Raw genomic sequence first — 22003 nt, 5'->3', positions numbered from 1 at the left:
GCACACGCTTAAAGCAAAAAGAAACATTCCTCTTTAGCTCAGTTGGTTAGAGCATCTGACTGTTAATCAGAGGGTCGCTGGTTCGAGCCCAGCAAGAGGAGCAAAACCATCACATTTCTGTGATGGTTTTTTGTTTTTATAGGCTTTTATTATCTTATAGATCAACTCAGCACGCCAATGGCTAATAGTAAAACCACGACAGAAATCAATAAAAAGATAAAAATACAATGACTAAGGATAGATCTGATGATAACATTAATCGGCTTCAGATGATTAAAAAATTCAATATTCGTCCAGAAATTGAGTCCGATATCAATTAAATAAACGATCAGAACAACTGTATTGATGCTGAAAGAATGTTTTATCAGGAAAATAAACGGCAATAATATAATCTGGAGGATCAGCCTTTGTCCTGCCTTGAAGGTGTTCAGAATCAAATATTCTACAAAATTATAACCTTGGTTGTAAAAACAGATAAAAGTACCAACCGTATAAAAAGGAATTGTAGCAAGCGTCAACCAACCAAAATTCTTCAGCATATACTCATCAAAACCAATGGAATTGTGGCTCAGCACAATTTTGGATCCTTGCTCATCGGACAGCGTAAAAAGATTAAGATGGAACCAATGACAAAGTAAAATATAAAATCCCGCCAATATCAGAATGAAGGAAAGCGGCTGGCTGTGATTAATCCTTTTCCCTTCCAGATATTCTCTGATCGAATGTCCCGGACGGATAAATAATTGTTTACTTGTGTACAAAAGTCCTGGGTTAATATGGAAAAAACTGTGCGGAATCTCATGTTTCAAATAGTGAAAATCAATTCTATGTGTATCAGCAGTCTGTCCACAATGATTACAAAATTTTCCCTCAAAATGATGACCACAATTTTTACACGTTTTCATGATTTCTTATATTAGTATTACTTTTTATTTTTTTCCTCGATCCAGCGGCTCATATATTTTGTCGAGTTCAATTGATGGTGCTGCAGGATTTTTCCCAAATAATTTTCAGTGCTGTGATTTTCCAGATTTTCCATTAATTCCGAAACTTTATTAATAAAAGAATCCGCAAATAAATTTTTATTGAAAACAGACTCCAAAATCTGATAACCATTTTCACGAGCTTCATTCCAAAGATTTTCATTCTGATAAAGTTTAACTGCTTTCTCAACAAAAATCTCATCAGAATCTTCTACAAAACCATTCCAGGGCAGATCTTTCTGCATCCCTTCCGCTCCAATGGAGGAAGTTACGTTTGGCAACCCAAATTTCATACTTTCCCAAAGTTTCCCTTTTAAGCCTGCTCCAAAAGGAATTGGAGCTAGCAAAACTTTAGCTTTATTATAAATATCTTCCACAGAATCCGCCCTTCCTTTTACAAGAAAACCATCTTTGTCGTTGTGAAGGTCCAAAACCTTTTGACTCGTGTAAGCGCCATAAATATGAAGTTCAGCTTCCGGAAGTTTTCTTTTGATGGATTTCCAGATTTGTTTCAATTTCAATACCGTTTGCCAATTCGGTTCGTGAAGGAAATTTCCGATACTTACAAAATGTTTTCTGTCTTCGAAACGCGTTTTACTTTTATCAAAATTTTCAGTCAAAAAAGGAATGTAAAACAGCAGACTTGGATTGATTTTAAACTCATTAACTAATAAATTATATTCAAATTCCGAAATGATTAAGGACAAATCACAACGCAAAATCGAAGCAATTTCACGCACAAAAGTATCATTAATAAAATCTTTCTTTTCAACAATCCTACTTTCAACAAACGCTTTTCTTCTGGCTTCTCTCAGAAAATGCAGATCTTCCGTATCAATGATTTTCACGGCATTTGGACAGTTCTCAGAAACGCGCCAGCCAAATTGTTCTTCCGTCACATAACGGTCAAAAAGAATAACGTCCGGATTGAGATTTCTAATCTTCTCATCAAAACTTTCATTATTAATTTCAATCTTCTGAATCTCAATTTTTTCAGAAAATTCAACATTATTGGATGCAGTCAGAAAACTGATTTTGTAATCTGCTTCCGAGAAAAGCTGAATCAATTGCATCATCCGATGACCAGCTGCAGTAGAAGCCGGCTCAGGAATCACGAGACCAATAATGACAAGATGTTTCACAGAAACAAAAATAGAAATTCTTATTTGATTATTTTGGCAGCTTTATTCGTCTTCCGCTCCCAAACCTAATGAAATGGTTCGACGAAGTCAATCTTTTTGCAGACGATTTCAGCTTAAATAGAACTTGAGTCCACGCAAAAAACGATTTCCGTTCAAACCTAACGAAGTGGTTCATCGATTCAAATAAAAAAAATATAAACTCTGAGATTAGCCGGGCTGCAGATTCTTCATAAAAACAAACTTTAGTTTTCAAATCAAATTTTCAACCCCAAACATCACGCTTTTCAAAAAAATTTATATTAATTTTGAGGTATGCGAATAGAAAACGAAATTAAGTTGGGGTTCAAAGATGTGATGTTTCGCCCGAAACGTTCCACCCTCAAATCCCGGTCAGAAGTTACGATAGAAAGAGAATTCACTTTTCTGCACACCCAGAAAAAATGGAGTGGCGTTCCCTTGATTGCTGCCAATATGGACACCGTCGGAACTTTTGAAATGGCTGAAGCTCTGTCCAAAGAAAAAATAATTACGGCCATCCACAAACATTATTCAGTAGAAGAATGGAATCAATTCTTAGACGGAAGATCCGATGAATTCTACCAATATATTGCGCTCAGCACTGGAACCGGAAAAGCCGACGAAGAAAAAATAAAAACCATTCTGGACGCCAATCCGAAGATTCAATTTCTTTGTATTGATGTTGCAAACGGCTATTCCGAGCATTTTGTTCAATTCGTAAAAAAAGCAAGAGAAAATTTCCCGGATAAAATCATCATCGCAGGAAACGTTGTAACCGGCGAAATGGTAGAAGAACTGATTTTGGCAGGTGCAGACATCATCAAAGTGGGAATCGGTCCAGGTTCAGTTTGTACAACTAGAATAAAAACGGGTGTTGGTTATCCTCAGCTTTCGGCAATCATCGAATGTGCTGATGCGGCGCACGGTTTAGGCGGACAAATCATCGGTGATGGTGGTTGTAAAGTTCCTGGTGATGTGGCTAAAGCATTTGGTGGCGGTTCAGATTTTGTGATGCTGGGTGGAATGTTTGCCGGACACGACGAAAGTGGTGGCGAACTGATTACAGAAAATGGAAAAACTTTCAGACTTTTCTACGGAATGAGTTCTCAAACTGCTATGGATAAACATTCCGGTGGTGTTGCAGAATACCGAGCATCCGAAGGTAAAACAGTGAAAGTTCCTTATAAAGGCCCGGTTTCTGAAACTGTGAAAGATATTCTTGGAGGTGTGCGTTCTACTTGTACTTATGTTGGTGCTTCAAAACTAAAAGAACTCTCTAAGAGAACAACTTTTATCCGCGTTCAGGAGCAGGAGAATCAGGTTTTTGGTGGTTAAGAAATTAATTTAGAATAAAAGAACCAGCCAAAATTTGGCTGGTTTTTTTATTTAAAGTTTATCAAGTTCTCTTCTCAATGCAATCGAAGCTTTTTTTACTTCTATTGTCCAGTCATCGGCCGCATTTCCATCTGCACCGTCAGAAATATATTTCAAGCACAGAAAATCGATTCCTTCCAACTCAGCAACTTTCGCAAGCGCAAAAGCTTCCATATCGATGACATTATATTCTGGATTAATATGTTCTATTTCAAATTGGTCTCCGGAACCACAGATTCCGTTCGGAAGATTTTCTGTTTTTAATCCATATTCGAGAAGAATTGGTTCATCTGAAAACGGCGTTTCAAATTTCTGAAAACCCAAAGCTCTTACATCCATATCTCTCTGGATGAAACGACTGCAATTAATAATATTTCCTCTATCAAATGTTGTGCTTCCCGCAGTTCCAAGATTGATAATCAGATCAGGATTAGATTTCTGAATGGCTTTCGTCAAATTGTAAGTCGCTTTAACTTTTCCAATTCCTACGAAAACTTTATTGAAATTTTCAAACTCTTTTCCTGCCTCTGATTCCAAAGCAAAAACAAGTAAAATATTGTTATATATTTTCCCGTTTATTTCCATAATTTCTGTTTGTGAAGTATTTGTATAGACTTTAAATTCAATATTTTAAAACAAGACCTTCCCTTCCTTTTTAAGTTCTTCCAAATACTGAACTTTGCTGTCTCTGTAAAACAAATTCATTGTCTCGAAAGGAATCATTTTCAAATCTTTATTGACTATGTGAACGCATGATTTTTTTACGGCGCGGACATCAAAATCGTGAGCGTCCATAAAGTTCATAATGATGATTCTGAACAGGTTGTCATAGTCCAAATTGGGTGCAGAAACCTCTGGCAGACAGCACAATAATTGATTTACTTTCGGTTGAACTTTATCTACAGAAATTCCCGTGCTGAAGATGTCCAAAAGCTGCATCTGCAAACCTGTATCCTGTTCGTAAACGATGGTGTTTTTGGTCTCGTTGTTGAGAAGATCTGCCGGATTGATGTATCTGGTTAATGGGATGATTTCATTTTCTAATTTCAAAATGTAGCCCATAGCCAAAGAGTCGGGATTGCACGGAACCGGGATGATGTCGTCGCCATTCAAAATCGGAAACTGATTCAGAATCTCCTGACGAACTTCCGTCAATGTGATCTTTTCGTGCGCAGAATCATCTCTATTTCTACCTGCAATCTCAACTGGTTGAAAAGTAATTCCACGGACACATTTCTGCTTCAAAGCAAACTCTATGATTTTTCCTATTTCATCAATATTTTTACCCTTTTGAAGAACAATAACAAGCGTTGTGGAAAGATTGAGTTCATTAAGTTTTTCCAGGGCCTTCATCCTTACGTTCGTCAGATCCTTACCGCGGAAATCTTCCAAAACTTCCGGTTTGAAGGAATCGAACTGGAGATAAATCTCAAATTCGGGAGCGTAAGTTGCGAGTTTCTCAGCAAAACCCGGATCATTGGCGATTCGGATTCCGTTGGTATTCAGCATCAGATGTTTGATCGGTTTTGTCTTCGCAATTTCCATAATCTTGAAAAACTCAGGATGAATGGTTGGCTCTCCTCCACTGATCTGGACAACGTCTGGTTCGCCTTCGTTACGCACAATTGTATCAAACATTGCTTCAATCTCTTCCAAAGTCCTGTGGCTGCCATAATGTGGCGAGGACATCGCATAACAAGTTGGACAAGTCAGATTGCAGCGATCTGTAACTTCCACAATGGAAAGACAGCTGTGCTGCTCGTGATCTACGCAAAGTCCGCAGTCGTAAGGACAACCAAATTCTACATCTGTCCCGAAATGAACCGGCGTTTCTGAAGCTTTGTTATAGTTTCTGATATTTTTATAATAATGGACATCCGTTGCGATTTTAGTTTTAAAAAAACCGTGATCCGGACATCTTTTGGTCATAAAAACCGCATCATTTTCGATAATGATTTTGGCTCCCACTCTTTTAAGACATTCTGGGCAAAGGCTGATTGTATAATCGTAATAAATGTAATCTCTAACTGGCATAATTTCAATTTAAAACATTCCACCACATACCATTCCACTGATCAATCCGCAGATTAAAAGTGAGATCAACATTGTCTGCCAGAACTGTTTTTTAGTAAATTTTCGGTCGTCTTTGGATTCATAAATCACTTTTGCAATGACAGTGATGATGAGGGAAACAACGACTGCTACTACAACTATGACTCCAATAATCATCGCAACGAGACCGCCCAGATTTCCGACTTCTAAAAAGGTTAATAACCTCATATAAAAATTGTTTTTTTAATATCTATCGAACATCATTTACACAAAAATCCCAATACCAGTGCACACAGCAGAATAAACAGAATTGCGCCTAGCGAGAAGATGGCAAACAAGTTCAAAAATATAGATTTTGTAAAATTTTCTCTTTTCTTTTTTAAAACATTAAAAAGACTTAAAATACTGATTACTAAAAAAGCTAGAAAAATAATTCCTAATATTAAAATTATTGCAATGCTATTATCCATAGTATCTGTTACTATTTTTCATCTGTATCAGAGAATTTTTAATTTTATAAATATAGTAAAAAATCATCAGCAAACTTACAATCTGAATAGTGCCCAAATCAAAAAGAAATTTTTCGTGAGGCTTGATAAAATCTAAAAAAAAACGAAATAAAAAATAATTCAACATAAAAAATTGAAAGAGAAACCCTGACACATATTCCTTAGCTTTCTGTAGCCTGAAAATTACAAATCCCAATACTATTAAAAATGCAATTTCATATAAAGCCACCGGATGTCTTAAGTACTGGTCTCCAAGATACATCCCAAAAATCGAATCGGTTGGCAATCCGTAAGTCTCTTCGTAGACACCTGTAAAAAAACAGCCGATTCTTCCTATGCACATTGCGGTAATTAATGGAAATACCATCAAATCGCCTGTGCTTTTTTTTGAGCCTATGATTTTTTTTGCAATCTCTACGCCTATCAATCCAAAAGCTAATCCTCCAACAATAGTATTAGAAGTCCAGAATTTTATAAATGTAAAATCGGGGGATAAAATGGCTGTTGGATTTTCTAAATTACCGATTAACTTGGAACCAAACAATGCGCCTGCTGTTGCACCAACGAGTATTGACAAGGAATCTACTAATGTTGTTTTATCTTTGGTCTTTCTCTTCAAAAAGTAATACATTCTCATCGCCAGAAAAATCCCCACTGATTCCAAAACAGGATGCAGGAGAACTTCGTTACCGAAAAAATCAAAAGTTACAGGAAAATGAATTGGCATATTGTGAAACAAAAAATGCAGCTCTCACTGCATTTTCTTTTATTTATTTTAATTTTTATTAAGTCAACATTCCGCCGTCTACATTCAGGACTTGTCCGGAAACGTAAGAAGACATATTGCTACCGAAGAAAACGCACGCATTGGCCACATCTTCCGGCTGTCCGCCACGTTTCAATGGAATTCCGTCTCTCCAGCTTTGAACAGTTTTTTCGTCTAATGCCGCGGTCATTTCGGTTTCGATGAAACCTGGTGCGATGGCGTTGCAACGGATATTTCTGGAACCTAATTCCAAAGCAATAGATTTTGTGAAGCCAATCACTCCAGCCTTTGAAGCGGCATAATTTGCCTGGCCAGCATTTCCTTTCACGCCAACTACAGAAGTCATATTGATGATAGAACCGGATTTTGCTTTCATCATTGGTTTGATTACAGCTTTTGTCAGGTTGAAAACGGAGTCCAAATTCACTTTAATAATCGTGTCCCAATCGTCTTTTGACATTCTCATCAACAAGTTGTCGCGCGTGATTCCGGCATTGTTTACCAAGATATCAATCGCTCCGAATTCTGCCAAAACATCTTCCACCAATTTTTGAGCGGCGTCATAATCTGATGCATCTGACTGATAACCTTTGATTTGAGTCGTTTTGCTCAATTCTGCTTCCAATTCTTTGGCTTTCTCAACGGAACCGGCGTAAGTGAATGCTATTTTCGCACCTTCTTTGGCAAAAACTTCAGCAATTCCTCTTCCGATTCCTCGGGTTGCACCTGTGATGATTGCAACTTTTCCTTCTAATAGTCCCATATATTTATTATTCTATTCCTTATTACAAAAATTAATTAGATAATTTCTGACTTTAAAATTCGTTTTGTCACCAATACTTCTAAAGGTTGTACAAGCTTTATCTATTTGATTTGTCCCTAAATAGGAAATTCCTAATCTGAGATTAGCATTATCAATAACTGACTTAAATCTATTTTCGCCTATTTGAAGCTTTTTTAATTTTTCAAATTGTGCAATTGCATTTTCAAATTGTTGTTTATTGTAATACTCATCACCCTTTTCAATGATTTTAAATAACGTTTTATCTTCTGAATCTTCTAAATCATCATAATATCTCAAAAAATGTTTTTCTGTTGTTACCAGTAGATCATGTCCATATGGATTATTAACATGACCTTCTAGCTGTTTCAATGCATATAAATATTCATGATCTTGCTCTTGATTATAGCCGTCAATAATACGAATGTTTTTAATTTTATTATTTTTAGTAACAACAAATTCTCCTTTAAAGTACAAATCCTTTTCCTTAGATAAACGCATCGTTTTAGAAGATGACAAAATTAATAAAATATTGTCATCAGAATTGAAAATTGGTTTTGTAACAGGATTTGATATCCACAAAGTATCTCCGTTTCTTATTTCTTTCTTCGGCTCAAACTCGGGGTATTTCTTAATAAAATTTTCACGTTTCAAAAATGCAAAATATTTTTTATCTCCTTCATCTCTTATAAGCAGATAATCATTCCGAAATTCATAATTTATTTTTCTGGTTGTTGTATATATTCCGGTGTCCGAATAAACGGCATCAAATATACGGTCATTAATAATAATTTTTTTATTACTAATCTCATATATCAATTCATATGAAAATAATTCATTATTGGCTTCAATGGCTTTTCCGTCGTAATAAAAAACCTTGTCCAAGACCCATGTGCCTAATAAATTTTTACTTTGGCTAAAGCCTATCACAAACACAAGCAAAAAAGATATAAATAATAATTTTCTATTCATTTCTAAATAGAATTATTCACAATCAAAACAATCTCGCCTTTCAAAGTTTTGCTCTTTGAGAATGCAATCAATTCATCAATATTTCCACGTTTTGTCTCTTCAAATTTCTTGGAAATCTCTCTGCTCAGGCTGACTTTGGTTTCATCGCCGAAGAATTCTTTGATTTGCTCCAAGGTTGTGTTGATTTTATGAGGACTTTCATAAAGAATAATTGTTTTCTTTTCTTCTGCCAGTTGTTTCAGTTTGGTTTGTCGTCCTTTTTTTTGAGGAAGAAATCCTGCAAAATAGAAATCGTGATTCGGTAATCCGGAAACTACAAGCGCCGGAACAAAAGCTGTTGCGCCAGGTAAACATATCATTTCCAAATCTTTATCTGCACAAGCCTTTGCCAGAAGATAACCTGGGTCAGAAATTCCTGGTGTTCCGGCATCGGTTATTATCGCGATCGTTTGTCCATTTTCCAAATCATTAATGACTTTCTCAGTCATATTGTGCTCATTGTGCAAATGATAGGACTTCAAAGGTTTTGAAATCTCATAATGCTTCAGGAGAAATCCCGAAGTTCTGGTGTCTTCACACAAAATATAATCCACTTCTTTCAGCACTTTTACCGCACGGAACGTCATATCTTCCAAATTCCCGATTGGCGTTGGTACGAAATATAAAATTCCACTCATTTATAAAAATCTATTTTCCACCAAAGTCCATAATCTCTGCGCATAACTATCCACTTTTTTCCAGTCTCTTTCATAATAGATGTCACTTAAAAATTCCTGAGCCTTTTCAAGAGAAGTAAAAGAATTAAGAATTGTAACAACTTGATTCAGTTCACTTTGGCTGCCATTGAATAAATATTGAGAAAATGCAATTCTGTCATTCAAATCGAGTTTGAATTCCGGTTTTGGTTTCGGTGCTTCCATATAATCTGTCGGCACATTATTTTTCAAAAGGCTTCCGGATTCTTGTTTTGGCTGATGTTGTTCAACCTCTTCCAAATGGTCATCATCAAAAAGTGATTTTGCAATTTTCAAACCTTTAATATTTGCGAGTTTGAATTTTTTATCGTGTGGATCTTCGTTTTGAGATTGATATTGTTCTTTTGGTTTTTCGTGAGTTGTTGTATTTTCTCTGGAAAATTCTACAATCTGTCTTCTTTTTTCTTCAAGTTCTTTTAGTTTGGCTTCCTTCTCGGCAAGTCTGGCTTCATAATCATCTTCTTTCGGACCCTGAACTTCTTCTCTATCCATAGCAAAAGAAAACTGGCTGTCTTGCATCGGTTCTAATTTCTGAGAACTATCTTGTAATAGATTTTCTTCAATTTCAGAAACGAATTCATTTTCTTCTGTTTCAATTTTTTCCTCAATTTTATTTTCATCAGAATCAATTTCTGAAAAACTGGAAACTTCTTCTACGGATTGATTTTCTAGAGCTGAAATTTCTTCATGAGAGTTTTCCTCTTCAACCTGATTTTCTTTTGATTCGATTTCTGCAAAACTGGAAACTTCTTCAAACACATTTTCTTGAGAATATTCCTTCTCGTCAATTTCTTTAAACGAATGAACTTCTTCAACTTCCGGAACATCATCAAAAATATCGTGAACTTCGGTTTCTGCCACGATGATTTCCGCAACTTTATTTTCATCCTCAAATTCCTCAACAGAAATTAAATCAGAATCAAGATTTGTTTCTTGATTTTCAGTAACTTCTAAAGCTGCATTTGTGGCTGAAGAAAAACCAAATTCGTTCGAAATCTTGAGAAAAGAAAATTTTTGATAAAGCTGATTCAGTTGATTTTCTTTGGTTAAAAGATTTTCATAGGAATCGGAATTTGACAATTCTGCCAAAAAAATCTTGATTTCACCGAAAATTTCTTCGTATGTATCTTGCAAGTTTTGCATAATAAATCTTATTAATTTTTACTTAAATTTGATGTTTATAAATTTAAGAACAATTTTGTTCTGTAAAAGGTTTTGCTACAATTATTTTATATGAATGATTGTTGTAAAATTTTAAACGCGAAGTCGCTTATTATTTATAATTAATGCGTTTTAAGTCGCAAAATTTTAGTAAACCTTTGTCCTTTTGCGACTTATCAAGTGTTTAGAAAATTAATTTTTTGCCCTTGCGTTAAAAACAAAATTTTAAAACAATTTTTTGCTAAATTAATAATGTTTTTAGAAAATACAATCAATCATTCCAAACAAAGTGGCTGGATGGAGGTTATTTGTGGCTCGATGTTTTCCGGCAAAACGGAGGAACTCATCCGGAGGCTTCGCCGTGCAGAAATGGCGGGTCAAATTGTGGAAATTTTCAAACCGAAAATCGACACCAGATATTCTGACGAAGATGTGGTTTCCCACAACCAAAATAAAATCAGAAGTACAGCTGTTGATAGTCCTTCCGAAATACTTTTGCTAGGTTCCAATTGTCACGTTGTAGCGATTGACGAAGCTCAGTTTTTTGACGAAAGTATTGTTGATGTTGCTAATCAATTGGCAAACAACGGAATAAGAGTTGTGATTGCAGGATTGGATATGGATTTTCTTGGACGACCTTTCGGACCAATGCCAAATCTGATGGCGACTGCCGAATATGTCACGAAAGTTCACGCGATTTGCCGACGAACAGGAAATTTAGCGAATTATTCAATGCGAACTTCTGCCGGGCAAGACCTTGTGGAATTGGGCGAAACTGAAGCTTACGATGCAGTCAGCAGACGCGTTTTTGTAGAAGAAGTTATCGAAAAAAATAAATAGTTTATTCTTTGTAAATCAATGAATTACACCATCAAAGAAATTGCAGACATTACCAATTCCGAAATAATCGGAAACGGCGAAATCAAAATCAAAAATATTGCTTTTGACAGTAGGACGATTTATTCTACCAAGCACACTGCGTTTCTTGCCATTAGTACAAAAAAAAATTCCGGACAGAAATATATAGATTCAGTCATTGAAAAAGGAATTGACACGATTATCACAGAAAATAAAATTGACAATCCTTCTATCAATCAAATCATTACAAAAAATTCGGTTGAATTTTTACAAACTTTAGCAAAATATCATTTTGAACATTCTGATATTAATTCGATTGGGATTACAGGAAGTAATGGGAAAACGATTTTAAAAGAATGGCTTTATCAATGTCTTTCTAACGAATTCGTGACTGTGAAAAGCCCGAAGAGTTTTAATTCTCAAATCGGTTTGCCTTTATCCTTACTTCAAATCGATAAGAAACACGAGTTAGGAATCTTCGAAGTTGGGATTTCCAAGCCGGAGGAAATGCAAAATCAGGAAAATGTTTTCCATCCAAAGATTGGTTTACTAACTCATATTGGTTCTGCACATTCAGCCAATTTTATTTCAGAAGAAGAACTAATTAATGAAAAATTAAAGCTTTTCAAAAAATCAGAAATTATATTTTATAATGCTGATAACATATTGACAGACAAAATTATAAATGATTTATATTCAAGTAAAAAATTAATATCTTACGGTTTAGAATTTAATAATGATATCCATATTATTTCTGACGTCAATGATAGAACTCAGGATATTCAAATCAAGTATTTTGATGAAACCATCACACTTCCAATTTTCCAACGCGATGAGGCTACTTTAACTAATGTTCTCGCTTTGATTGGAATTTTGAAAGAACTGAAAATTTCAAATTCTGATATCAAAGAAAAAGTCGATGCTTTAAAAGCGATTGAAATGCGCCTGGAAAGTATAGAAGGAATTAGAAACAATCTCATCATCAATGATTCATATAATTTGGATTTGGATTCTTTGAAGATTGCTTTTCAATTTATTGGTGAATACAACAAGCCTAAAAAGTCTTTGATTCTGACAGATATTTTGGATTCTAATGAGAATTCTGAGGAACTTTATTCTGAGGTTTCGGAGCTTGTAAATGAACAGAAATTCGAGAAAGTATTCTTGATTGGCGAGGAGATAAGCTCGTTTTACAAACTATTTAAATCTGAAACTTATACTTTTAATAATACCAGTCAATTTATTGAGAGTAAAGCCATTAATGAAATTGAAAACCAGGTTATTCTTCTAAAAGGTGCCAGAAAATTTGAGATCGAAAAGATCAAGGAAATTCTGGAACTGAGAAAACACGATACAGTTTTGGAAATCAACCTTAATGCAATTCTTCATAATATCAATTTCCATAAATCCTTGCTAAAACCAGAAACCAAAATGATGGCAATGGTAAAAGCAAATGCTTATGGATTAGGAAGTTACGAAATTTCAGAATTTCTCCAGCTTCATCATATTGATTATCTTGGTGTTGCATTTGCAGATGAAGGTGTTGAATTAAGGAAAAAAGGAATCACAACGCCAATTATCGTTATGAACCCCGAGCAACACAGTTATGATGCCGTGATTGAATATAATTTGGAACCGGAAATATATAGTTTACGCGTTTTAGAATTATTCAATGAGCAATTGATTAAATCTGGAAACCAACAAAAATATCCGATTCATATCAAATTAGAAACGGGAATGCATCGTCTTGGCTTTAAGGACTTTGAATTGGACGAATTAACTGAAAAGTTGAATACTATGAATGTAAAAATTCAGAGTATTTTCAGTCATTTATCATCTTCTGATGTTCCTGCAGAAAAAGAATTTACTTTGAATCAATTGAAAACTTTTGAGGAAAATTCTAATTACCTGATTAATGGTCTTGATTATAAACCATTGAGACATATTTTAAACTCTTCAGGAATTACCAATTATACTGATTATCAATATGATATGGTAAGAATTGGAATTGGAATGATTGGAGAAACTTCTAATCCATCAATTAAAGGTCAGCTTCAGCATTCAGTTAGTTTCAAAACCGTTGTTTCACAAATTTCTGAAGTAGAAACTGGAGAATCAGTTGGTTACAGCAGAAAATTTAAAGCTGACCACGACACAAAGATCGCTACAATTCCCGTTGGTTATGCAGATGGAATTCCAAGACTGGTTGGAAATAAGGTTGGAAATGTTGGTATCAATAAAAAACTTTGCCCGATTGTCGGAAATGTTTGTATGGATATGATGATGATCAATGTTGATAATGCAAACGTAAAAGAAGGAGATCCGGTAATTATCTTTAACTCCAATCCGACATTAGAAGAATTTTCAAAATATTGTAATACAATTACTTATGAGGTTTTAACATCCATATCGCCAAGAGTGAAAAGAATCTATATCAAAAATTAATATGATAAAAAAACTTATATTTCTATTTACTTTTTTAGCCTATCTGATAGGTTATGCACAAGTAAAAGAAAACCTGACCATTCCGAAAAATCCGAGAATTGGACTTTCTCTTTCCGGAGGCGGTGCCAAGGGATTCTCCCACGTGGGTGTTTTGAAGGTCATAGATTCTCTTGGAATTAAAATTGATTACATTTCCGGAACCAGTATGGGTGCTATTGTTGGTGGACTATACGCTTCTGGATATACCGGAAAAGACATCGAGAAAATCGTGATGGATACTGATTTCTACTCATTAATTACTGATCCAAAAACACGTCAGGAAACCTCATTTTTCAATAAAAGTGTTGACAAATATCTGCTGACGATTCCTCTGAAAAATGGTAAAGTTTCTTTTCCGTCGTCAATTAGTACCGGTCAAAGGAATATTTATCTACTTAAAGAATTGATGAAAAACGTCTCTAATATTGATGATTTTTCCAAGTTACCAATTCCTTTTATGTGTGTTGCTACAAACATAGAAAGTGGCGAGATGAAGGTTTTTGAAAAAGGTGATCTAGTTTCATCAATTCTTGCGAGTTCTGCTTTCCCATCGCTTCTAGAGCCAGTAAAAATCGGTGACAGTATTTATGTGGATGGTGCGATGAGCGTAAATTACCCTTCAAAACCGTTAAAAGATAAAGGGATTGATATTGTAATTGGTGTAGACCTTAATCAGCCTTTAACGAAAAGAGATAATCTCAATAGTGTTATTTCTATCCTTAACCAGATCATTGATTTTGGAATTCAAAAGGAAACAAAAAATCAATACAACTATACAGATATCAATATCAAACCAAACCTTACAGGAATAACAGCTACAAGCTACGACAGCAAACGTCAAATCTTGGACAGCGGTTATGTGGAAGCTCTTAAATATACCGATATCCTGAAAGAATTGCCCAAAAGAAATTTTGACAGAGTAAGATCTTCTATTAATCCGATCTTCTCAAACGTCTATAAAATTGACAGTCTTGTCGTAGTCAATGCAAAAATCTACAGATCGAATTATATCCGTGGAAAAATGGGGCTTAAAATCCCTTCTATGCAGACTTATGGCAGTGTTAATAAAATGCTGGACAAACTTTATGCAACGAACAACTATAAGTTTCTCAATTATGATATCGTTCAGGAAAATAACACTAACTATTTGAAATTATATGTAACAGAGGACGATACAAGACACTTTCTCAAAATAGGTTTGCATTATGATGAAATCTTCAAAACAGGATTGCTCCTCAACTACTCGGCAAAACGACTGTTGTTTTTAAACTCAAATCTGTCATTCGACGTAGTAGTCGGAGATAGTCCGAGGTATTATTTCAATTATTTTATTGATAACGGCTATATTCCGGGTTTTGGACTATATTCTACAGGAATGAGTTTTGACTTAAAAAATGCGGATAATAATACTTTAGAAACCTGGAAATGGTTTAGAAATGAAGCATACATTCAATCTGTATGGAAAGATAAATTTGCAATGGGAGGCGGAATCAGCTACGATTATTTTGGAAGTGATAAAAATGGAGCTGATAAAAAGTCTGCAAAATATGTCAATCCTTATTTGTTCCTGAAAAGCGATACTCAGAATGATAAAGATTTCCCTACAAAAGGTTTTTACTTAAATGCTGAAGGAAAAATTATTGATCTTTTTGGTGATGAGCTGGAGAAGAAACCTATTTTAATAAAAGCAGATATAAAAATGAATTTCTATATCTCAAAAATGTTCACATATCGTCTTAATCTCTATGGCGGAATTACCGTTGGCGATGTTTTACCAAGTTTTTATCAATATAGGTTAGGCGGAATTTTTGAACAGAATATTGTAAACTTCAAGCGATTTGCAGGCTACCAATTCGGGTTGCTTAATGATAATAATATTTTTCTTGCGTCCAGTGATTTTCAGTTAAGGTTTAATAAAAATTATTTTTTGATAGGCAATTTCAGTATCGCAAATCTTTTCGACTCTATTAAATTTGAAGATGCCGTGAAACTGAATTATAGTTCTATTGGACTTACCGCCGGTTATAAATCTCCTTTTGGTCAAATTAAACTTAATCTCAGCAAATCACTCAACAAACACCAAGCATTATTCAGTGTCATTCTCGGACATTGGTTTTAAAATATGATAAATTACTTTTTTGAAAATATAGATTCCAAAGATATCCATCCAAATATTTCAATTTGGCTAGAAGATCTGATTCTTTCTGAGAACAAAAAACCCGGCGACATCAATTACATTTTTTGTGACGATGAGTATCTTCTTAAAGTTAATCAGGATTATCTCGACCACGATTATTACACAGATATCATCACGTTCGACTATGTGAAGGGAAAAACCATCTCAGGAGATATTTTCGTATCTTTGCCGCGCATTTTGGACAACGCTTCTACCCTATCGCAGGATTTTGAATCAGAATTCCGGAGAGTTTTGGCTCACGGTCTCCTTCATCTTTGCGGATACAAGGACAAAACTGAGGAGGAAGAATCCACAATGCGACAAAAAGAAGATTTTTATATCAATCGGTATTTAAATTTTTAGGAGCTTAATCCCGCTTTCCACTGCAATCTTTTAGCAAGTCCTTGGCTTTTCCCATCGCTTCTTACAAAAAGGATTTCCGTTGCAATCGGGGCTAGTTACAGTTCCATTTTTGAATTAAGTTTTGACAATGTTTCACGTGGAACATTCAAATATGAAATTAAAAATTTTATTGCTATTAGCCATTCGCTATTAGCCAAAAGCAAATAAAATGATTACAGAAATATATGACGTTATCGTCGTTGGTGCAGGTCACGCAGGTTGCGAGGCCGCAGCTGCAGCAGCCAATTTAGGTTCAAAAACCCTATTGGTCACAATGAATATGCAAACCATTGGACAAATGAGCTGCAATCCTGCAATGGGTGGAATTGCCAAAGGACAAATCGTCCGTGAAATAGATGCAATGGGTGGTTACTCCGGTATCATTGCCGACAAATCAGCCATCCAATTCAAAATGCTGAACCTTTCCAAAGGTCCGGCAATGTGGTCGCCAAGAACTCAAAATGACCGAATGCTCTTCGCAGAAGAATGGCGCCTGGCTCTTGAAAATACACCAAACCTCGACTTTTTTCAGGATATGGTAAAAAGCCTGATCATAGAAAATGGTAAAGCAGTCGGCGTTATAACTGGATTAGGAATCGAAATCAGATCCAAATCCGTAGTTCTTACCAACGGAACATTCCTGAATGGTTTAATCCATGTCGGGGACAAACAATTAGGTGGTGGAAGAATGGGCGAACCAAGAGCTTTCGGAATCACAGAACAACTCGTTTCTCTAGGTTTCGAATCAGGAAGAATGAAAACCGGAACACCTCCACGTGTTGATGGAAGAAGCTTGGATTACTCCAAAATGGAAGAACAAAAAGGCGACGAGAATCCTCAGAAATTCAGTTATTTAGATACACCAAAGTTAACTAAACAATTAAGCTGTCACATCGTTTATACTAATGAAACTGTCCACGATATTTTACGTGAAGGTTTTGACAGAAGTCCAATGTTCAACGGAACTATCCAAAGTACCGGACCAAGATACTGCCCAAGTATTGAAGATAAAATCAACCGTTTTGCAGAGAGAAACAGACATCAACTTTTCGTAGAACCAGAAGGCTGGAAAACAGTAGAAATTTATGTGAATGGATTCAGTTCTTCGCTTCCGGAAGATGTTCAAATCAAAGCGATGAGGCATATTCCAGGCTTCGAAAATGTCAAAGTTTTCCGTCCTGGCTACGCCATAGAATATGACTACTTCCCTCCTACCCAACTTTATCATACGCTTGAAACTAAATTGATTCAAAACCTATATTTCGCTGGTCAAATCAACGGAACGACTGGTTATGAAGAAGCAGCCGGACAAGGCCTTATGGCGGGTATTAATGCACACAATAAAGTTCATGACAAGGGAGAATTCATTCTTAACAGAGATGAAGCTTATATTGGCGTTTTAATAGATGATTTGATTACAAAAGGAACAGAAGAACCTTATAGAATGTTCACTTCACGTGCAGAATATAGATTGCTTTTGAGACAGGATAATGCAGACATCAGATTGACAGAAAAGGCTTACAATCTTGGCTTAGCAAAAGAAGAAAGACTGAGAAATGTTCAGGAAAAAATCGAAAAAAGTGACGAACTTGAAGCTTATTTGAGAGAAACTTCAATCAAACCTGGAGTCATTAATCCAATATTGGAATCCATACAATCTAACGTAGTTGACCAAGCTTACAGGGCCTCTCATTACTTGACACGTCCAAATATGACATTAGATAAATTAGAAGAGATCCAAACTATCAAGGATATTACTTCTGCTTACAAAGAAGAAGTACGAGAACAGGCCGAAATCAATATCAAATACAAAGGTTACATCGAAAAAGAAAAGGAAAATGTAGCTAAACTTAATCGTTTAGAAACTATCAAAATTCCTGAAGATTTCGATTATTCTAAACTATCTTCTTTATCTACAGAAGCCAAGCAAAAAATGACAAAAGTAAGACCAGTAACGATTGCACAAGCGGGTAGAATCAGTGGTGTTTCTCCATCCGACATCAATGTTTTATTGATTTATCTAGGCAGATAATTATTAATGTTCCACGTGAAACATATCAAAGAACAATGTAATTTTCATTGTTCTTTTTGCTTAAAACAGATTTTAAAATGAAAATTAAAGACCATTTTCTTTCTCAGGAAGAATTCGAACTTATAGAAACGGAAACAAAAGGTGTTTTCAAAACCACTCCTATTCCATCGAATATTTCCAAATATTATGAGAGTAAAGATTATATTTCGCATCATCAGGACACTGGAAGTTTGAAGGAAAAAGTTTATAAATTTTTACAATATTTCAATCTTCAATATAAGAAAACGATTCTTTTGGACAGAATAAAAAAGAATTCTAAAGTTTTAGATTACGGGTGCGGCGCTGGAGAATTTGTAAAATATATCGAAAATGATTTCGAAACTTTTGGATTCGAACCAAATTCTGATGCAAGAAATGCGGCAATTAATAAGACGTCAAAAGCAAAAATTATTGATGATTTAAGTTCAATAGAAAATCAAAGTTTGGACGCCATTACGCTTTGGCACGTCTTTGAACACATCGAAAATCAAAGCGAAATTTTGGATATTTTCCATTCAAAATTAAAAGAAAAAGGTTTATTAATTATTGCAGTTCCAAATCCGACTTCTTACGATGCAAAACATTATAAAGAATTTTGGGCGGCATATGATGTACCAAGACACATCTATCATTTTTCAAAAAACGGAATGGAAAATCTGATTTCAAAAAACCCAGATTGGAAATTAAGAAAAATCAAACCGCTCCTACTCGATTCATTTTATATCTCAATGTTGAGTGAAAAATATAAGAAATTACCACTTTTTTGGCTAAAAGCAGTCGTTCACGGAATGATTTCTAACGTAAAAGCACTTTTTAACTCGGAATTTTCCAGTTTGATATACATTATCGAAAAAAGGTAGAAAATCGATTTTTGAGCAGTTTCTGAAGGTCAATTTTTAGGTATTCTGTTCAAAATTTGTTAATAAATGCAAAAATTTAAAAATTCAGACAGATTTTTAATTTTCATATAAAAATCCTTGAGAATCGTTTAAAATATTTTTCTTGAAGATTAGTACAGACAAAATAAAACCGACAAATTACTTTGTCGGTTTTATATATTTAGAAAATGAATTCTTATTTGTTGATTGCAGCAACGCCTGGAAGTTCCAAACCTTCCAAACTTTCCAACATAGCTCCTCCTCCAGTGGAAACATAACTTACTTTGTCAGAATATCCGAATTGTTTTACAAAAGCAACACTGTCTCCGCCTCCAACTAGTGAAAATGCACCAAGTCTTGTCGCCTCTGCAATACTGTCACCCAAAGCTTTAGTTCCGGCAGCAAAATTTGGCATTTCAAAAACGCCGATTGGACCATTCCAAAGAATCGTTCTGGAATTTAACAAAACATCATTAAAAATTTCTCTCGATTTTGGACCAGCATCCAGACCTTGCCAATCTTCCGGAATTTCTCTGATATCTGCCACTTTCTTTTCAGCTTCATTATTGAAATCATCAGCAATTATAACATCTGTCGGAAGATAAACTTCTACATTATGTTGTTTTGCTTTTTCAAGAATTTCTAAAGCAAGACTCAATTTATCTTCTTCTACAATCGATTGACCAATCTTCCCACCTAATGCTTTGATGAATGTAAAAGACATTCCACCACCAATGATTAAGTTGTCAATTGCAGGAAGAATATTCTCAATAATTGTAATTTTTGTAGAAACTTTTGAACCGCCAAGTATCGCAGTTACAGGCTTTTCACCAGATTTTAGAACTTTATCGATTGCGATTAATTCATTTTCCATCAGTAAACCGAAAAATTTAGTAGAAGAAAAAAATTCAGCAATTACAGCTGTAGAAGCGTGTGCTCTGTGGGCAGTTCCGAAGGCATCATTCACATAAGCATCACCTAATTTTGATAGCTTTTCTGCAAAAGCTTCATCACCTTTTTCTTCTTCATTATGAAAACGAAGATTCTCCAACAAAAGAATTTCGCCAGGTTGAAGTTCAGCAGCAGCTTGTTCTGCCTTCTCTCCTACGGATTCCTCAACAAATTTCACTCCTTTACCAAGAACTGAAGAAACTTCATCCAGAATATTTTTAAGGGAATACTTATCGTTTACTTCGCCTTTTGGTCTTCCAAGGTGTGTCATTAAAATTACAGAACCGCCATCAGCAAGGATTTTATCAACGGTAGGTTTTACAGATACAATTCTCGTATTGTCCGTCACCTTTAGATTTTCGTCCTGCGGAACATTGAAGTCAACTCGTACTAAAGCTTTTTTGTTTTTAAAATCGAAATCTTTTATTGTTTTCATATGTAGATTTAAATTGTTTTTTACTTGCCATATGCAATCGCTCGTTTTACAATCAAGTTTGCGTTTACAAATTTTGGCGATTTCATTAAAATAATAATTTAAGGTTTTTATCGAAAGAACAGAATAAATCCTGCCCTTTTTGTTTCACAAATTTAAAACTTATTCTTCCCTTTCAAAAATTTAATTTGCAAAAAGAATCCACAAACCTTCATTACATTATTATACATCTCTTTTTCTTTTTATAAAAAAATAATATTGTAGTGTATTGTTGTAGTGCGGTAGTATGCGGAGAAATAAAAACCAATTATTTCATCACACGAAATGTGGATTAATGAGTAGCTTTTTAACATTAATTTAATATTGATAATCAAATCATTATAGATGTTATTAACAAATGTTTGTAATTAATTTTAAAGTTGAATATTAGAAACTATTCTGGGGATAAACTTCCTTGAAGTGAAGTAAAACTAATTTGAAAAAAAGAATTGAACCAGTCAGAAATTAGTCCATTACTAAAAATAATCAGTTATAAAAAGAAATAATTCAAAGAAGTTATCAACAGGTTTTCTAACAATTTCTAACATTCTATTATCTTTTTATTAATGTTTCAGTTATATCATTATTTATTAAGTAAAATAAGCTTTATATAATTGATATTTAGATAAATAATTCAAAATATTATTATTAATTGTATTAAAATACTATGCCATCATTAATAAAATATGTATTAATTTTATACTTGAAATAAATAATTAAAGTAATAAATGAAAAAGATTGCTATAGCCGCTGATCACGCAGGTTTTGAGTACAAAGAGCTAATTAAAAAATACCTCGAAGGTAAATATGAAATTCAGGATTTTGGTACCTACTCTATTGATTCTGTTGACTATCCAGATTTTGTACATCCTGCTGCAACATCTGTAGAAAACGGAGAAAATGAATTGGGAATTCTCATATGCGGAAGTGGAAATGGCGTTCAAATCACGGCAAACAAACATCAAAAAATCAGATGTGCCCTTTGCTGGATGCCGGAAATTGCAAGTCTTGCAAGACAACACAACGATGCTAATATGATTTCGATTCCGGCGAGATTCATTTCAAAGGAACTGGCGTTCGAGATTGTAGATAAGTTCGTGACGACGGATTTTGAAGGTGGCAGACATCAGCATCGAGTTGATAAAATCGCATTTTGCTAAAACATAAAAGCCTGTAATTGCTAAAATTACAGGCTTTA

General features: G+C 34.6%; 19 protein-coding genes and 1 tRNA gene. 9 read left to right on the top strand and 11 right to left on the bottom strand.

The window, feature by feature from the left end:
* Positions 1–27 precede the first annotated feature (27 nt).
* Positions 28–101 (top strand) — tRNA-Asn (locus tag ACFJGY_RS01940).
* A gap of 60 nt (positions 102–161) precedes the next feature.
* Here ACFJGY_RS01940 and ACFJGY_RS01935 read toward each other — a convergent pair.
* A complete protein-coding gene (locus ACFJGY_RS01935) occupies positions 162–905 on the bottom strand; it encodes a DUF3667 domain-containing protein (protein ID WP_379967520.1) in 744 nt (247 codons plus the stop codon).
* A gap of 17 nt (positions 906–922) precedes the next feature.
* Positions 923–2125, bottom strand: a complete 1203-nt coding sequence (locus ACFJGY_RS01930) for a glycosyltransferase (RefSeq protein ID WP_379967517.1) — start codon at positions 2123–2125, stop codon at positions 923–925.
* A 312-nt stretch (positions 2126–2437) separates the two neighbouring features.
* Between ACFJGY_RS01930 and ACFJGY_RS01925 the strand changes: the two genes are divergently transcribed.
* Entirely contained in the window at positions 2438–3478 is a 1041-nt protein-coding gene (locus ACFJGY_RS01925) for a GMP reductase (RefSeq protein WP_379967514.1), read from the top strand.
* 51 nt (positions 3479–3529) lie between these two features.
* On the opposite strand, the gene ACFJGY_RS01920 is transcribed toward ACFJGY_RS01925, so the two are convergent.
* The 8 genes from ACFJGY_RS01920 to ACFJGY_RS01885 all read right to left on the bottom strand — a co-directional run bounded on the left by ACFJGY_RS01920 (position 3530) and on the right by ACFJGY_RS01885 (position 10495).
* Positions 3530–4102 carry a nucleosidase gene (locus ACFJGY_RS01920; RefSeq protein ID WP_379967511.1) on the bottom strand — a complete coding sequence of 191 codons (573 nt, stop codon included), beginning with the start codon at positions 4100–4102 and terminating at the stop codon, positions 3530–3532.
* 45 nt (positions 4103–4147) lie between these two features.
* Positions 4148–5551 (bottom strand): radical SAM protein, encoded by a 1404-nt coding sequence (locus ACFJGY_RS01915; RefSeq protein ID WP_379967508.1) that lies wholly within the window; start codon positions 5549–5551, stop codon positions 4148–4150.
* A gap of 9 nt (positions 5552–5560) precedes the next feature.
* Positions 5561–5797, bottom strand: a complete 237-nt coding sequence (locus ACFJGY_RS01910) for a hypothetical protein (RefSeq protein WP_379967505.1) — start codon at positions 5795–5797, stop codon at positions 5561–5563.
* A gap of 234 nt (positions 5798–6031) precedes the next feature.
* A complete protein-coding gene (locus ACFJGY_RS01905) occupies positions 6032–6805 on the bottom strand; it encodes a prolipoprotein diacylglyceryl transferase (RefSeq protein ID WP_379967503.1) in 774 nt (257 codons plus the stop codon).
* Positions 6806–6863: 58 nt separating this feature from the next.
* Positions 6864–7607, bottom strand: coding sequence for a 3-oxoacyl-[acyl-carrier-protein] reductase (fabG, locus tag ACFJGY_RS01900; RefSeq protein ID WP_379967501.1), 744 nt, complete (start codon positions 7605–7607; stop codon positions 6864–6866).
* A gap of 12 nt (positions 7608–7619) precedes the next feature.
* Positions 7620–8597 carry a tol-pal system YbgF family protein gene (locus tag ACFJGY_RS01895; protein WP_379967499.1) on the bottom strand — a complete coding sequence of 326 codons (978 nt, stop codon included), beginning with the start codon at positions 8595–8597 and terminating at the stop codon, positions 7620–7622.
* Between the two features lie 2 nt (positions 8598–8599).
* Positions 8600–9274 (bottom strand): 16S rRNA (cytidine(1402)-2'-O)-methyltransferase, encoded by a 675-nt coding sequence (gene rsmI / locus ACFJGY_RS01890; RefSeq protein WP_034974272.1) that lies wholly within the window; start codon positions 9272–9274, stop codon positions 8600–8602.
* Positions 9275–10495 (bottom strand): hypothetical protein, encoded by a 1221-nt coding sequence (locus ACFJGY_RS01885; RefSeq protein WP_379967496.1) that lies wholly within the window; start codon positions 10493–10495, stop codon positions 9275–9277. It abuts the gene before it with no gap.
* Between the two features lie 270 nt (positions 10496–10765).
* Between ACFJGY_RS01885 and ACFJGY_RS01880 the strand changes: the two genes are divergently transcribed.
* The 6 genes from ACFJGY_RS01880 (at position 10766) to ACFJGY_RS01855 (ending at position 19364) form a co-directional block, all read left to right on the top strand.
* The gene (locus ACFJGY_RS01880) at positions 10766–11353 is read left to right on the top strand and encodes a thymidine kinase (RefSeq protein ID WP_379967493.1); all 588 of its coding nucleotides are present in this window, start codon (positions 10766–10768) and stop codon (positions 11351–11353) included.
* Between the two features lie 18 nt (positions 11354–11371).
* Positions 11372–13816 carry a bifunctional UDP-N-acetylmuramoyl-tripeptide:D-alanyl-D-alanine ligase/alanine racemase gene (locus ACFJGY_RS01875; protein ID WP_379967490.1) on the top strand — a complete coding sequence of 815 codons (2445 nt, stop codon included), beginning with the start codon at positions 11372–11374 and terminating at the stop codon, positions 13814–13816.
* A 1-nt stretch (position 13817) separates the two neighbouring features.
* Positions 13818–15974, top strand: a complete 2157-nt coding sequence (locus ACFJGY_RS01870) for a patatin-like phospholipase family protein (RefSeq protein ID WP_379967487.1) — start codon at positions 13818–13820, stop codon at positions 15972–15974.
* A gap of 3 nt (positions 15975–15977) precedes the next feature.
* Positions 15978–16394, top strand: coding sequence for an rRNA maturation RNase YbeY (ybeY, locus tag ACFJGY_RS01865; RefSeq protein WP_379967484.1), 417 nt, complete (start codon positions 15978–15980; stop codon positions 16392–16394).
* Positions 16395–16602: 208 nt separating this feature from the next.
* Positions 16603–18465, top strand: a complete 1863-nt coding sequence (gene mnmG, locus ACFJGY_RS01860; RefSeq protein WP_379967481.1) for a tRNA uridine-5-carboxymethylaminomethyl(34) synthesis enzyme MnmG — start codon at positions 16603–16605, stop codon at positions 18463–18465.
* A gap of 77 nt (positions 18466–18542) precedes the next feature.
* Positions 18543–19364, top strand: coding sequence for a class I SAM-dependent methyltransferase (locus ACFJGY_RS01855; protein ID WP_379967478.1), 822 nt, complete (start codon positions 18543–18545; stop codon positions 19362–19364).
* A gap of 214 nt (positions 19365–19578) precedes the next feature.
* Here the strand turns inward: ACFJGY_RS01855 and ACFJGY_RS01850 are convergent, their stop codons facing one another.
* Positions 19579–20769, bottom strand: coding sequence for a phosphoglycerate kinase (locus ACFJGY_RS01850; RefSeq protein WP_379967475.1), 1191 nt, complete (start codon positions 20767–20769; stop codon positions 19579–19581).
* A 764-nt stretch (positions 20770–21533) separates the two neighbouring features.
* On the opposite strand from ACFJGY_RS01850, the gene rpiB reads away from it, so the two are divergent.
* Entirely contained in the window at positions 21534–21965 is a 432-nt protein-coding gene (rpiB, locus tag ACFJGY_RS01845) for a ribose 5-phosphate isomerase B (protein WP_379967472.1), read from the top strand.
* The last annotated feature ends 38 nt before the right edge of the window (positions 21966–22003 follow it).

It is taken from the genome of Epilithonimonas sp. UC225_85 (genome assembly GCF_042695135.1).
Taxonomy (GTDB): domain Bacteria; phylum Bacteroidota; class Bacteroidia; order Flavobacteriales; family Weeksellaceae; genus Epilithonimonas.
Note: the sequence above shows the minus strand (reverse complement) of the source record. Positions and strands in the feature narration are given on the sequence as shown.